Origin of the sequence: Symbiopectobacterium purcellii, assembly GCF_019797845.1 — a bacterium.
In the GTDB taxonomy this organism is placed as follows: Bacteria; Pseudomonadota; Gammaproteobacteria; order Enterobacterales; family Enterobacteriaceae; genus Symbiopectobacterium; species Symbiopectobacterium purcellii.
Genome location: NZ_CP081864.1, coordinates 2,783,004 through 2,797,188 on the forward strand (window position 1 = coordinate 2,783,004; position 14,185 = coordinate 2,797,188).

Below are 14,185 nucleotides of genomic sequence, written 5' to 3' on the forward strand. Positions count from 1 at the left end.
ATGCTAGGTTGAATCAGATACCATAATTTTGTAGTCCCAAGTCAATACCTTAGCATTAATGACACTTCTATTTCTCAAGAAAACACCGGAAAATAAAAATATTTATAGTAGGATTATTATACACAAGGCACTATTCTCAATTAATTTCAATATACCGAATTGTTTGCCCAAGTAAAAAAAGAGTTAGTACGTCTGATATAATCAGTTATAAATTTAAATAAATTGAATGAGCCACTAAAATTGAAGTTTTTTTACAGATTTAACCATAAAAAATATTTATCTATTTTCACAGCAAGAACTACTATATCTTAATCCATTCCCCTTGTCGGCCTTATTAATAATAAATCACTTCACCAATAAAGAAATAAACACTGAGATAATATTATCTTGCTCAAAATCACTCAGATCAGGATATATTGGCAGACATAATACAGAGTTAGATAAAATATTCGCTTCTGATAAATTATTAAAATTAGCACTATCAAGACCACGGTACATAGGGAATGAGCTAATAAGCGGATAAAAATACCGACGCGTTAAAATACCGACGCCTTTCATGGCTGTATAGATCTCATCCCTTTTATATGAAATGCTTTTATCGAAAAAAACGGGAAAATAAGAGTAATTCCATTCTATCTCTTTAGGAATATTGATAACTCGGATACCTGCTACTTTTTTTAACTGTTCACTGTAACGAAGATAAATTACCTTTCTTTTCAGAAGCGCTGCATCAATATGCTTTAATTGCACTAAGCCAAATGCGGCCTGTACTTCGTTCCTTTTCCCATTGATGCCGGGTGCTACCACAGTAACTTCATCAGCGAAACCAAAGTTTTTAAGGAAATCAATACGTTTTTTAGTTTTAGCATCTTGTGAAATAATGGCCCCTCCCTCAATCGTATTGAATACTTTAGTCGCATGAAAGCTAAGGATTGATAAGTCACCGTAATTTAAAATACTGTGCCCCTGTTTAGTTACACCAAAAGTATGAGCAGCATCATAGATAACTTTCAAACCATAGTTATCTGCAATAGATTGAATCCTATCGACATCGGCTGGAATCCCATAACAATGAACAGGCAGAATAGCTGTAGTGTGCGACGTAATTGCTTGTTCAATTTTATCTGGGTCGAGATTACACGTGAGAGGATCAATATCGACAAAAACCGGCTTAAGACCATTCCATAATAGTGAATGCGATGTGGCAACAAACGAATACGGCGTAGTGATAACCTCATCGGTGATACGTAAGGTCTGTAATGCCGTCAACAATTCTAAAGTGCCGTTCGAAAAAAGACTGATATACTTTACACCTAAATAATTAGCCAGTTCTTTTTCAAGCTGTTCATGTAATGGTCCACCGTTAGTTAATCTTTTATTCTCCCATACTTTTTCCAAATAAGGAATAAATTCCTCAAGAGGGGGAAGCAGTGGACTGGTAACATATATTTCTTTTTTCATACACATCCCTTAAATATTTTTCAATCCGGCAGCCAAATTTTCTTTATAGCTTCAAGATTTGTTTTGTTAAGCATCCAATTTTTTTGAATTTCACGTTTCAACATATCGCCTACCATTCTGGTTGAGTCGATATTATCGATGTATTGATTCATTGCAGATGACCAATCTTTGTATCTATTCTTTACAGCTAATATAGGGAGTTTTCTTTTATAGCAAACAACATCACTGCATATAATCGGCACTCCACAGATACCAAACTCTAATAAAAGGATATTGCCGCGGTAGCGATTAGAATGATTATCAACCAATGGAGCAATCGCGAAATCCAAGTTAAGAGAAGTCAGTTGTTGAGGGTAGCTGGTAATGCCTTTATATCGATGATATTCATGAATGAAAGGTTTTAGTTTAGGGGGATAAACGCCCAGAAAAACCCATGTCACCTGGTGAGAAAAATCACGGACAATGTTAGCAACTAACTCAATGTCTTCCTCACTCAGGTCCAAAGTCACACAACCAACGCGAGGCTTGGCATCAGACCTTGGAGTCAAGGTAAGATCATTCCAAATAGAGGGTAAATACGTCGGCAATACGTGAATATCTCGATGTACCTTGCTATATTGCTCAGCTAATAGTTCAGACCCGAAAATCACACGATCGAAAACAGCTAACTCCTCTTGTATTTTAGTTAAATGTTCTTTTCTATTTTTACCCTCTTCAAACTTCCTGGAGTCATAGTAGTTCATGTCACAGATCGAAAAACACGCTTTGAACGACTTAATATTAACTATATTTTCACTTTGTTTATGACTTTGAGTAATAATTACGTCGGGTTCTATCTGGAGAAAGTCCGATACTGCAGCGGAATGTGATATCACGGCTCCATCAACCAATCCATTATCTCGTAGACTATGCAAGGGTTCTTCTAACCGATATATACTCAGTGGGCTGTTGCTGCTAGTGAATGCCATCAAGCGTGGTTGGTGATGAGATCCTATAGATAACTCTCGCGGCCTGATATGTTGCTCAATGATATAATCCTTAGTTAAAGACAAATTTTTGTTATACGCAGGATCATGAGCAATGACGTTTTTCCATTTATGAAATATAAACAGTTCTTGTTCAGAATACGATTCTTTGCTAGGATTTTTTCTCTCTGGAGAAAGAGTAGTGGCAACAATTGAGAAAGGAGTCCAAACAGAAAGATAACCCGCTTTGCGCACTTTCAAACTTAAATCGATATCAGCAAGATATCCCTCTGGCAGCAACGCGTCGAATCCACCAACCTCTTGATAAATCGTGCGCCTTATCAACAAACATAGCGAGAGAAGCCCATTATAGTTTTGTTCGATTTCAAGGCGGTGCATGTAGCTTGATGCAGAATAATGGTTTCCAACGAAAACATTGTCAGCGACACCATTGAGTCCAAGAACCATACCTGCAGAATAAATTTTTTCATTAACATTGATTATTTTACTGCCAACGCACCCAACCTCATCACGCAGACCATGATTAACTAAATTTTCCAGCCATTCATCATGCGCGGGGAAAACAGTTGTATCGAGCAACAGCAAATAATCACCTGATGCGCGCTCGGCTGCAATATTATGCAATCTTGCACGACTTTCCATATGTGGAAAAATAGTCACTTTTATTCTTTTGGGGTCAACAGTACTAACTTCTTCTAACCAGTAGCGATTTTCTTTATTTTCGCCGAAGCAGCTTAGAATGAGAATTTCATAATTCGTATATTTAGATTTTTCCAACACCCCCATCACACAACGTTGCAATACACTCACATCGCCGTCATCAATAATGATGATGCTAATTTTTGGTAACGCTTTATTGTGAGCATAAACAATTCTTCCGCCGCCGAGGTTATTTTTAAAAAACAAGCTATCGGAATACCCTTTTGCATTTATATAGCTATTAATCAATTGCACTGCGTCGCTGTTATCAATTATTTTTTTCAACTTAGTTGTTAACACTGGCTCAGAAATATGACCAATACTTTCATTGCCTTTTGCTATAACAAGTCTCATCATAACATCAAAATCGAACAAATCAGGCGAAATATCGTTATAGAAATTTAAATCTTTAAAAAATCCTGATAAAAAAAACAACCAACAAAAAAAGCACTGGGAAAACCAATAAAAAAATCAATACTAAAGTCCGGCAAAAATGCTGAATTTAATTCATTATTCTCATCAATAAATATCTTATCAGGGTAGATTGCGCTATATGTATTTTTCTTATTTAGATAAATTATCGCTGAAATAAATCCATCTTGAATAATTTCGGCACCAGCTCTCACATATTGAAGCCAGTCAAAGAGCTGCTGTAGTGCTATATTATTTATCACTGAACTCATCTTTTCAGGGGAGCACAATGAGACCCAGCACTTAAACTCTTCTGGAAAAACGTGCTCACTAGCACTAACAACAATGCAACTTATGTTTGAATACACTCTTTTTACAGGTAACAGCGATTTTAATGTAATTAAAACGTCACTCCATGAATTTGATTGATCATAAATACAAACATAAATAATTTCAGGTGATTCTATTTTATTAAGTTTTTGAGATATTAGTGATAAGTTTTCTGGGGAAAGCCTACGCTGATTAATCCACTCTAAGATATTTTCTTTGTGCTTTTTATTGAAAAGTACTTTTGCTTTTTCTTGTGTTAGTTCTAGAAAATTGAAAAATTGTTGAGTTGAAACATCTTCTAAATTTTCATAAAAATCTCTATATTTATAGAGGCTTGCTTTTGCTCGCTGCAATTCAATGGGATCATCGCTCCAAGCAACATCTGCATTACCAACATCCTTAGATGTGTTCTCAGTTATGGCATATTTTTCATACCCAACAGCAACTTTTTCAACCACAGGGCAGCCACATAATCCTGCTAAAAAACAAGTGCCTGATGTTTCATAAGAATACATCACACGCCCACGCTTGAGCACATTAGCAAGTTCTTTAAGCGATAAAGGCTGTTCCATTGACAGAACTGTTATATTCTCGGGCAATGTTGAAAAATCGACACAACTACGTGGAACTCGGTTTAAATATAAAAGGTCGAGGTCTTTTTCATCTACGTCGTCACAAAACAATGACAAATCATAAGTTGATAACATCAACAAATTTACATTTGCTTCATTTTCAGCAAACTCTTTTCGGTAAAAGAAAAAAAGATCTTCGAAATTAGCATTTATAGCATTACCATTTAGGATTCCTTCTCTGTTCAGCATATATCTGACACAAATGGGGGCATCAAAGGGGTTACCTGAATATATTTCGGGGTAAACTGCAATAAATATTCTCCCCGAGTTTTTATACTCATTTAATTGCTCAGTGGTTAATTGTGGAGTGTTCCAGTCAGTATTAGTTTCCTGAGAAACAAGGTATGCCTCACCACCATGTTGGTTGATAAGATGACAAAGACGATGCACAACTTGAATGCCTAGAGAAGATTCAGTGTAACCAGGGGCAGCAATTACATAGGGATATTTAAATTTTTTATCCATCTATTATCCTAAAAATCAAACGGATTTTGGCAAGTTTTACAAAATCAATCATCATCACCCAAAAGAAACATGCTACCGCCCTTGGCTTTTCAGCAACCAATGCGCTATCACATCTTCATATTGTTCCATGACGCTAGTCGGCTATTTAGGCAGCCAAGCCTGTATCCAATCGTTCAAGCCATCACCTTCAAGTATCCAATCTTTATACACTGCATCTCTTAATTGATCGCCTAGTCTGGCTGTTGCATTCATATCCGCAATATGCATACGCACGGCATCCATCCAATCTTTGAAACGATTATCGACTCGTGTGACAGGTAAACCACAGCGATAAGGCTCTATGTCAGTGCAAATTACTGGCACGCCACACGCACCTAACTCCATGAGTCGCAAGTTACTTTTACATTCATTAAACAGATTGTGTTCCAGAGGTACCAGAGCCAAATCCAAGTTAAGGCTTGCCGTTTTTTGTGGGTAATATTCGATGGGAACACCTGCATGAAATTCACATTTAACACCTTCCGGCTTCATCCCCATAAAAACCCACTCAACTTCATCTTCTAGCGCTTTCACTACTGAACGGAGAATGGCCAAATCACCTTTATGACTGCTTCCTCCTGCCCACCCCACTCTAGGTTTACGCCCTTGCTGACGTAGGCTAGTCAAACCTTTCCACCAAGAGGCCGGTAGGCGGTTGTAAGCAACCCGAATATCTGAATGGTACGCGGAATAAGCATCAGCCAGAGCCGGAGTAGAAACAACAACCCAGTCGACAGACTCGAGAGAACGACGAAAATTTTTAATTAATTTTTGCGAATGCGCACTTCTATTACCACTGTTGATAGGGATATTAAGGATGTAGTCATCAAATTCCGCAACAATCGATGAACGCGTATATTTGCGATACCGAGCCGCCATTTCGGGTGTCTGTGCTCCAGCTGCGGATTGAACAATTACTACATCGGGTTCCATATCAACAGCATCGACCAATTTTGGTACACCATATTTTAATCCCCCTTCTATATGCATTTCTCGTTCTAATGCTTGGAAAGGAAAAATAACACGATAATGGCCACATCCATGCCAATCGCTATGACTACCAATAATTACAGGCAGAGGTCGCCCTGGTAATGCGCGATGACACCTTGCCATTTCAGGTGTAAGAGAAAATCCAGGAGCATGCTTACCATAGGCTGGGTGGTAGCAAGGATCGTTAGCTAACTGAGGTAACCAGCACTCATAGAGTGAGTCAATATCAGACTGCTGCGGTAACGGGTGGAGCTTGAAGTGCTGCTGAAATAAACGCGAAGCTCCCCCTAAATGCATTACTTGAGCATCTGGAGTCCACACAATCAAATACCCTTGTTGCCGCGCTTTAAGTGCCAGATCGACATCACCAAAATAAGTAGGATACTGCTGCTCATCGAATCCACCAAGTTCAATAAAAACGTCGCGTCGCATCATCATACAAGCTGCACTGACGGCGCTCACATTGTGAGTTGTACGCAGACGACTAATATAACCTTTTGATTCTTCTGGCATACCTTGGAATGAGATCGCGGCACTATCACTCATACCTAATACAATGCCACCATGCTGGATGCGGCCATCACCAAATACCAGCTTAGCGCCTACAATTCCAACCTCAGGGCGTAATGCATGATTCAATAAAGCATCCAGCCAATCTCCATGAGTAATTTCCGTATCATTATTTAGAAATAGCAGAATATCGCCTTTCGCTTTTTGAGCAGCAAAATTATTTATTGCTGAAAAATTGAAGGGATGCGGCCAAGACAAAACCTGAATTTGTGCCAATCCCATCTCAGCAAGTTGACTCAAAAATTGGCAAGCACCTGCCTCTGTTGACTGGTTATCGACAATTAACAGTTCATACTTGGCATATTGCGTACGCTCCATAAGAGTTTCGATACAACGACTGATAACGGGCAAATGATCACGAGTAGGAATAATAATGGAGACAAGAGGCTCACTTGGGTGACGATATTGAATACGGCATATTCCGTGATTATCATCTGCTGAAACCACGGCTTCAACATGGCAACGCTCAAGATGGCGTCGAATGATATCTGGATAGTGCTGAATCACTTCTTCACTGTTCATCCAGTCAAACAGAGCATCCGTGGTGTAAACCAGCACTTCAGGAATATGACCAACAGCTTGCGGTCCTTCTTGCTCTATGCGCTGCCAAAAAAAATCATGCAGTTCAAGCAATTCACCTACGGCAGGAACAATACCTTGCTGCCGCAAGGCGGATACATCAACAGCCAGGTTACGCCCGATGTAGGGGAAGCTACGTAACATGTCAATATTACACTCTGGCTTAAGCATGGGGTTTTCTGCTTTGCCGTCTTTCATTATCACTTCATCAAAATAAAAGGCTTTTACCGAAGGCAAACGTAGGCGGTACTCTGCGAGAAGCAGCAATGCATGAGGAAAAAGGCGTTCCCCTGCACGTAGCACTAACAAATAAGAGGCTGATGTGCGAGCCAGCACAGTATTGAGCGGACTTTCTTCTGAACGCTCAGATGATAACCAGGTAACACCTTCATCGGTGTCCGCATCAATGAAATCGTTAGAGGTCAACACGTAAATTTCACGGGGCGAATAAAACTGCTCTGCAATGCTCGCTAATGAAATCTTTAAGGAATTACTATCATTGGACTGAGCCAAAATGACAATACTTATATTGCCGCTATCAGGATAAGCTTGGATAAAGGCGTGTAAAAAATCGCGACGAGCTGTGCTAATCAAACGTTCGCTTAACCACTTATCCACAGAGTAAAATGGCTTTGTTTTATCCCTCAGCGTTAAATCATGCAGAGCAAGTCGTTGCAGTTCCTGATCGGTTATCGTTTTAAGTGTTGGTTTCGGTAAACTCTCCAGCAATAATGGTAAGGTATATGCTAATCTCCAGGTTTTGTTATAATATTCTGAACGCTTCCGAGTATATTCAGCCGCTTGCTCAAATCCATTATAAATGCTTTTTGCTACTTCCTCTGAGGAAAGCGACTTTCCACTCGTTGATTGTGTTGCTGTTCGATGGTGCACAGAGCGCTATGGTACGGGCACGCATACTTATGCAGCAGGGTGACATTGCTGGTAAAGGAATGGCACTATCTAAAGCGATTAATATCATTAACAACGGCCTTAAAGCCGGTTTAGATCAAGATCGTGGTGGAGAGCTGGTCGAGAACTTGTCTGCCCTTTACGATTATATGTCGCAGCGCTTATTAATAGCCAACTTGCACAATGATGTTAACGTCATTCAGGAAGTTGAAGTATTAATGGAAAATATTGCTGGCGCTTGGCGGCAAATTGGCCCCAACGGCTCTCAAGAGCAGGAAACACGCTGATGAGCTCTTTATCTCTTCTGTTAAAAGATTATCAACAGTTGTTGGCTCTAAGTAATAAAATCCTGCATTTGGCCGTAAGTGGTCAGTGGGATGCGTTGGTTGAACAAGAAATCATTTACGTACGAGCGGTAGAGGGCATAACCAATATCACCATCGCTGATGACATTGATAGCGTAATGCGACTACAGTTTCGTCACATATTGCAAGAGATTCTTGACAATGAAGCGCAAATAAAAAATCTTTTACAGATGCGGATGGAAGAAATTAGCTCGCTTATGGAACAGTCACTAAAACAAAGATCTATCAATACCACATATGGTGAATTTGCAGAGAAGCGACTTCTGCCAGGCGACCTTGGGCTTCAGGAGCCACATAGTTAACATTGCAGAACAAAACCTTTAAAAAAACAGCATTTTAAAGGTTTTTTATGTGTGGAAATATAAACAACTCAATAGTTAAGACTGAAAGTCAAATAGCCAGGTTCATCATTTCCTGATAGGCAGAAACCAGTTTGTTACGCACCTGGATCCCCATCTGCATATTAATTGATGATTTCTGCAAATCCACCATCACATCATTCAATGCAACGCCCGGCGTACCCAAGGTAAATTTCTGTGCTTGCTCACGCGCGGCTTGCTGAGTACCACTGATGTTATCCAATGCGGATTTGAGCTCGCTGGCAAAACCAGGCTCGATAGTCGGTTTCGCGACAGAGGAATTACTCGCCTGTAACGCGGTAGCCTGCAATTGCTGCACTACGCTCTCAATACCTTGAACTGACATTATCGCTCACCTTTTTCCGACGGCATCGCTATTTGGCATATGCGTAAGACACCGTAAACCCTCGCGCGAGGGTTTACTCCCCACCGCACAAAAATCACCCGATTAACACAGTGCACTAAACTACCATATCAGCCTTATCCTAAAAGGCGTAAAAGACGGGGAAAATGCCACCTTATCGGGGCATCGTTTTTACCGTTACGGAAAATAATACTATGCCGACAAAAGTAGGTGCATGTCTTAACGATTGCGCAATCAGGGAGTGCTGTTTTGTTACGTACCAACGTTAATTTTATCGCTCAACAACCAAGCAGAGAACGAGTATGAACGCCACAACCGGTTTTGCGTCCGGTGGGAAAGGGTTTGGCGAGATACTTAACCGCTTGCGCGCAATCCTAAAATACCCCTGCTCATTGCGGCGGCAGCTGCGGTTGCCCTCGTCGTTGCTATGGTGTTATGGGCCAAAGGGCCCGATTACCGTGTGCTTTACAATAACGTCAACGATCGTGACGGTGGAGCCATTGTCAGTGAACTGACAAAAATGAACATTCCTTACCGATTTGCTGAAGGCGGCAATGCGATACTGATCCCCGCGACAAACGTGTATGAAACCCGTTTGCGTTTGGCACAGTTAGGCTTGCCCAAAGGCGGCGCGGTAGGCTTCGAATTGCTGGATCAGGAAAAATTTGGCATCAGCCAGTTCAGCGAGCAGATCAATTATCAGCGCGCACTGGAAGGTGAACTGTCACGCACCATTGAAACCCTCGGACCGGTGCAAACTGCCCGGGTGCATCTGGCCATTCCGAAACCGTCATTGTTTGTGCGAGAACAAAAAGCGCCCTCAGCTTCCGTTACCCTGAATTTGCAACCGGGTCGGGCCCTGGACGAAGGTCAAATCAATTCCATTGTCTACATGATCTCCAGCAGCGTGTCCGGTTTACCGGCAGATAACGTCACAGTGGTAGACCAGATGGGCCGCCTGCTGACCTCGGCTGGCGCCGCAGGACGTGATGTCAATGCCACACAGCTGAAATACGTGACCGAAATAGAGTCCATGTATCAGCGGCGCATTGAGGCGATTATCTCCCCGATCGTTGGTGGTGGTAACGTACATGCGCAGGTCACTGCACAAGTCGATTTTTCAGCGCGTGAACAAACGGATGAGCAGTATCAACCCAACTCTGCGCCCAATCAGGCGGCCATCCGTTCGCAACAAACCAGTCAGAGCGAGCAACGTGGCGGCCCCAACGTCGGTGGTGTACCGGGAGCCCTCTCTAACCAGCCTGCCCCAGCACCAACGGCACCGATTGCCACACCGGCCAATAACGCCGCGAATGCCAATAACGCAAACCAGAATCAGAATGCCAACCAAAACCCTCAGGCCAATCAGCAGAACAACGCTGCTGGCACCCAAGGGAATGCGGTGGTGCAAACGTCAAACTCACGTAACGATGCAACCACAAACTACGAGATTGACAAGACGATTCTGCATACCAAACACAGTACCGGAGGTGTAAAACGCCTTTCCGTTGCCGTGATTGTCAACTATCTACCGCCTGGAGAAGATGGCAAACCTATTCCGTTATCGGAAGACCAGATCAAGCAAATTGACAGCGTCACGCGTGAAGCCATGGGCTTTTCAACAGAGCGTGGTGACTCATTAAACGTGGTCAACACACCGTTCATGTCCACCAACGATACGGCCAGTGAACTGCCCTTCTGGCAGAAACAAGCCTTCTTTGAGTTGATGATTGAAGCCGGTCGTTGGCTGCTGGTACTGCTGGTCGCATGGATCTTGTGGCGTAAGCTGGTCAGACCGCAAATCAAGAAACGGGAAGAACAGCAGGCTGCGGCTCAGGCCGCCTCGCAAATGCGCAATGCCACCAACGATGTTGTGGTCAAGTTGAGTAAAGACGAAGAGGAACTGCAACGTCGTTCACAACAACGCATCAATACCGAGCTGCAAAGCCAGCGTATCCGCGATCTGGCAGAAAACGATCCGCGCGTCGTCGCCCTGGTGATTCGCCAATGGATGAGTACTGAACTATGAGTATGACAGGCACAGAAAAGAGCGCCATCTTGTTGATGACCGTGGGCGAAGATCGCGCCGCAGAGGTATTTACCCACCTCTCTACGCGTGAAGTGCAACATTTGAGTACAGCGATGGCGAATCTGCGCCAGGTCTCACCGCAACAGTTGGCGGAAGTGCTCAAAGAGTTCGAAATGGAAGCAGAGCAATACGCCGCGCTGAGCGTCAATGCCGGTGATTATCTGCGCTCGGTGCTGGTAAAAGCGCTGGGCGAAGAGCGTGCATCCAGCCTGTTGGAAGATATTCTCGAAAGCCGCGAAACGACCGGCGGCATCGAGACCCTCAACTTTATGGAACCGCAAACGGCTGCGGATATTATCCGCGACGAGCACCCACAAATCATCGCGACTATCCTGGTGCATTTAAAACGGGCACAGGCTGCGGATATTCTGGCGCTGTTCGACGAACGGTTGCGTAACGATGTGATGCTGCGTATTGCTACCTTCGGCGGCGTGCAACCTTCAGCCTTGGCAGAACTGACCGATGTATTGAATGGCTTGCTGGATGGTCAGAACGTAAAACGCAGCAAAATGGGTGGTGTACGTACTGCAGCCGAGATTATCAACCTGATGAAGAGTCAGCAGGAAGAGGCGGTTATCGATGTGGACGATCGCAGCATCCAACGTCTGTTGCAGGAAGTGGAGTCGGAATCGCTGCTGTTGGCATTGAAAGGCTCCGACGAGCCATTGCGCGAGAAATTCCTGCGCAATATGTCGCAACGTGCAGCAGAAATTCTGCGCGACGACCTCTCGACGCGTGGACCGGTTCGCATGTCTCAAGTGGAAAACGAGCAGAAAGCCATCCTGCTTATTGTGCGTCGTCTGGCCGACAGCGGCGAGATGATCATCGGTGGCGGCGAGGATTCATATGTCTGATGCCGCTGACAACATGGCCTGGAAGCCCTGGAAGCTAAAAGACCTGGCATCCCCGTTTGATGTCGAACCTGAACCGGTAATTGACGCCGTCGAACCGGAAGAGGCGGCACCAGAGTCGGTGGATCAATTCCGCTCGTTTGAGGCGGAACTGGAACGCATGCGTGAGCAGACCATGCGACAAGCGCGCGAAGCAGGTTTTGCCGAAGGACGCCAACAAGGCTATGACGCAGGGTATCAGGAAGGACTAACTGCCGGTGCGCAACAAGGGACGCAAGACGCCTTGCAGCAACAGCAGCCGATGATTGAGCATATGCAGCAGATGGTTAGCGCGTTCCAGCAGACATTGGATACCATGGACAGTGCTATTCCAGCGCGCTTGACGCAATTAGCCTTGACCGTGGCGAAACAGATCATTGGTCAGGCTCCGCTGTGCGATGGCACGGCGTTGCAGCATCAGATTCAACAGCTGATCCAGCAAGAACCGCTGTTCAGTGGGAAAGCGCAATTGCGGGTCAACCCCAGCGATCTCGAGCGCATAGAGGCATCCCTTGGGCCAACGCTGGAACAGCACGGCTGGCGGTTGCTAGCCGACAGTCAACTGCATCCCGGCGGATGCAAAGTGAGCGCTGAGGAAGGCGATCTCGATGCCAGCCTTGCCACACGCTGGCATGAACTATGCCGATTGGCCGCGCCGGGAGAGTTATGATGACCCATCACCTCGCACGTTGGTTTGCCGAATTGGACGCTTTTGAAAAGCGCATCAAAGAGACACCGTCTGTGCGTCGTTACGGGCGTTTAAAGCGTGCGACCGGGCTCGTGCTGGAAACGACCGGGCTGCAAATGCCCTTGGGTGCTACCTGCCTGATTGAACGCCACATGGGTACCAAAACGGATGAAGTTGAGTGCGAGGTGGTCGGCTTTAACGGGCAAAGCCTGTTCCTGATGCCACTGGAAGAGATGGAAGGCATCACGCCAGGTGCACGAGTCTATGCCCGGGCGGCGACGCAGGGTGTGGTACAAGGGAAGCAATTACCTTTAGGGCCGGAACTTCTCGGTCGCGTCCTTGATGGCAGCGCCAAACCGCTTGATGGTTTACCGCCCCCGGAAACCGGCTATCGCGCCCCACTGATGACGGCGCCGTTTAACCCACTTCAGCGTACACCGATTGAAGATGTGCTGGATGTAGGTGTGCGCGCTATCAATGCACTGTTAACGGTGGGCCGTGGCCAACGTATGGGCTTGTTTGCCGGTTCCGGTGTGGGTAAAAGCGTGCTGCTGGGTATGATGGCACGCTATACCAAAGCAGACGTGATTGTCGTCGGGTTGATCGGCGAACGCGGTCGAGAAGTGAAAGATTTTATAGAAAACATTCTGGGTGACGAAGGGCGTGCCCGTTCAGTGGTCATCGCCGCGCCGGCGGACGTCTCTCCCCTGCTGCGTATGCAGGGAGCCGCTTATGCAACGCGTATTGCTGAAGATTTTCGCGATCGCGGTCAGCACGTATTGTTGATCATGGATTCGCTGACACGTTATGCCATGGCGCAGCGCGAAATTGCATTGGCTATCGGGGAACCTCCGGCCACCAAAGGCTACCCACCGTCGGTGTTTGCCAAGCTCCCTGCACTGGTTGAACGCGCAGGCAATGGCATTCACGGCGGCGGTTCGATCACTGCGTTCTATACGGTGCTGACCGAAGGTGATGACCAGCAGGACCCGATTGCCGACTCAGCGCGTGCGATTCTGGACGGACATATAGTCCTGTCGCGCCAATTGGCCGAGTCCGGTCACTATCCGGCTATCGATATCGAAGCATCAATCAGCCGTGCCATGACCGCGCTCATTGATGAAAAGCACTACGCCTCCGTGAGGCTGTTTAAGCAGTTACTCTCCAGTTACCAACGTAACCGGGACTTGATAAACGTGGGGGCTTAAGCGCCCGGCAGCGATCCGACGCTCGACCAAGCCATTCGCCTCTACCCACAACTTCAGGATTTTTTGCAGCAGGGCATGTTTGAACGCAGTGGTTATGAAGCCGCTTGTCAGGCTTTAAACGTCATTTTTCCCCGTAGCGAGTAGGAGGACA

At 45.0% G+C, this 14,185-nt stretch carries 9 protein-coding genes and 2 pseudogenes; 6 read left to right on the plus strand and 5 right to left on the minus strand.

Annotation, left to right across the window (positions count from 1 at the left end; all coding sequences use genetic code 11):
• Positions 1–345 precede the first annotated feature (345 nt).
• The 4 genes from K6K13_RS13090 to K6K13_RS13105 all read right to left on the minus strand — a co-directional run bounded on the left by K6K13_RS13090 (position 346) and on the right by K6K13_RS13105 (position 8,053).
• Complete coding sequence (locus tag K6K13_RS13090; RefSeq protein ID WP_222157421.1) at positions 346–1,461, minus strand: DegT/DnrJ/EryC1/StrS family aminotransferase; 1,116 nt, start codon at positions 1,459–1,461, stop codon at positions 346–348.
• Between the two features lie 20 nt (positions 1,462–1,481).
• Entirely contained in the window at positions 1,482–3,503 is a 2,022-nt protein-coding gene (locus tag K6K13_RS13095) for a glycosyltransferase family 2 protein (RefSeq protein WP_222157422.1), read from the minus strand.
• A gap of 44 nt (positions 3,504–3,547) precedes the next feature.
• Entirely contained in the window at positions 3,548–4,984 is a 1,437-nt protein-coding gene (locus tag K6K13_RS13100; RefSeq protein ID WP_222157423.1) for a hypothetical protein, read from the minus strand.
• A 141-nt stretch (positions 4,985–5,125) separates the two neighbouring features.
• Positions 5,126–8,053: a glycosyltransferase gene (locus K6K13_RS13105; RefSeq protein ID WP_252120280.1), complete on the minus strand. Its 2,928-nt coding sequence runs from the start codon at positions 8,051–8,053 to the stop codon at positions 5,126–5,128.
• Positions 8,054–8,061: 8 nt separating this feature from the next.
• Between K6K13_RS13105 and fliS the strand changes: the two genes are divergently transcribed.
• Together fliS and fliT are read left to right on the plus strand one after the other, a co-directional pair.
• Complete coding sequence (gene fliS / locus K6K13_RS13110; RefSeq protein ID WP_252120281.1) at positions 8,062–8,358, plus strand: flagellar export chaperone FliS; 297 nt, start codon at positions 8,062–8,064, stop codon at positions 8,356–8,358.
• On the plus strand, positions 8,358–8,738 hold the full coding sequence (gene fliT / locus K6K13_RS13115) for a flagella biosynthesis regulatory protein FliT (RefSeq protein WP_222157426.1): 381 nt from the start codon (positions 8,358–8,360) through the stop codon (positions 8,736–8,738). The genes fliS and fliT overlap by 1 nt, the downstream gene beginning before the upstream one ends.
• Positions 8,739–8,826: 88 nt before the next feature.
• Here fliT and fliE read toward each other — a convergent pair whose 3' ends face one another.
• Positions 8,827–9,141, minus strand: a complete 315-nt coding sequence (gene fliE / locus K6K13_RS13120) for a flagellar hook-basal body complex protein FliE (RefSeq protein WP_222157427.1) — start codon at positions 9,139–9,141, stop codon at positions 8,827–8,829.
• A gap of 320 nt (positions 9,142–9,461) precedes the next feature.
• On the opposite strand from fliE, the pseudogene fliF reads away from it, so the two are divergent.
• The 4 genes and pseudogenes from fliF (at position 9,462) to fliI (ending at position 14,178) form a co-directional block, all read left to right on the plus strand.
• Positions 9,462–11,188 (plus strand): annotated as a pseudogene (gene fliF / locus K6K13_RS13125) (flagellar basal-body MS-ring/collar protein FliF).
• Positions 11,185–12,102 carry a flagellar motor switch protein FliG gene (gene fliG / locus K6K13_RS13130; RefSeq protein WP_222157428.1) on the plus strand — a complete coding sequence of 306 codons (918 nt, stop codon included), beginning with the start codon at positions 11,185–11,187 and terminating at the stop codon, positions 12,100–12,102. Before fliF ends, fliG begins: the two are co-directional and overlap by 4 nt.
• Entirely contained in the window at positions 12,095–12,808 is a 714-nt protein-coding gene (gene fliH / locus K6K13_RS13135; protein ID WP_222157429.1) for a flagellar assembly protein FliH, read from the plus strand. Before fliG ends, fliH begins: the two co-directional genes overlap by 8 nt.
• Positions 12,771–14,178, plus strand: a pseudogene (gene fliI / locus K6K13_RS13140) (flagellar protein export ATPase FliI). The gene fliH and the pseudogene fliI overlap by 38 nt, the downstream one beginning before the upstream one ends.
• The last annotated feature ends 7 nt before the right edge of the window (positions 14,179–14,185 follow it).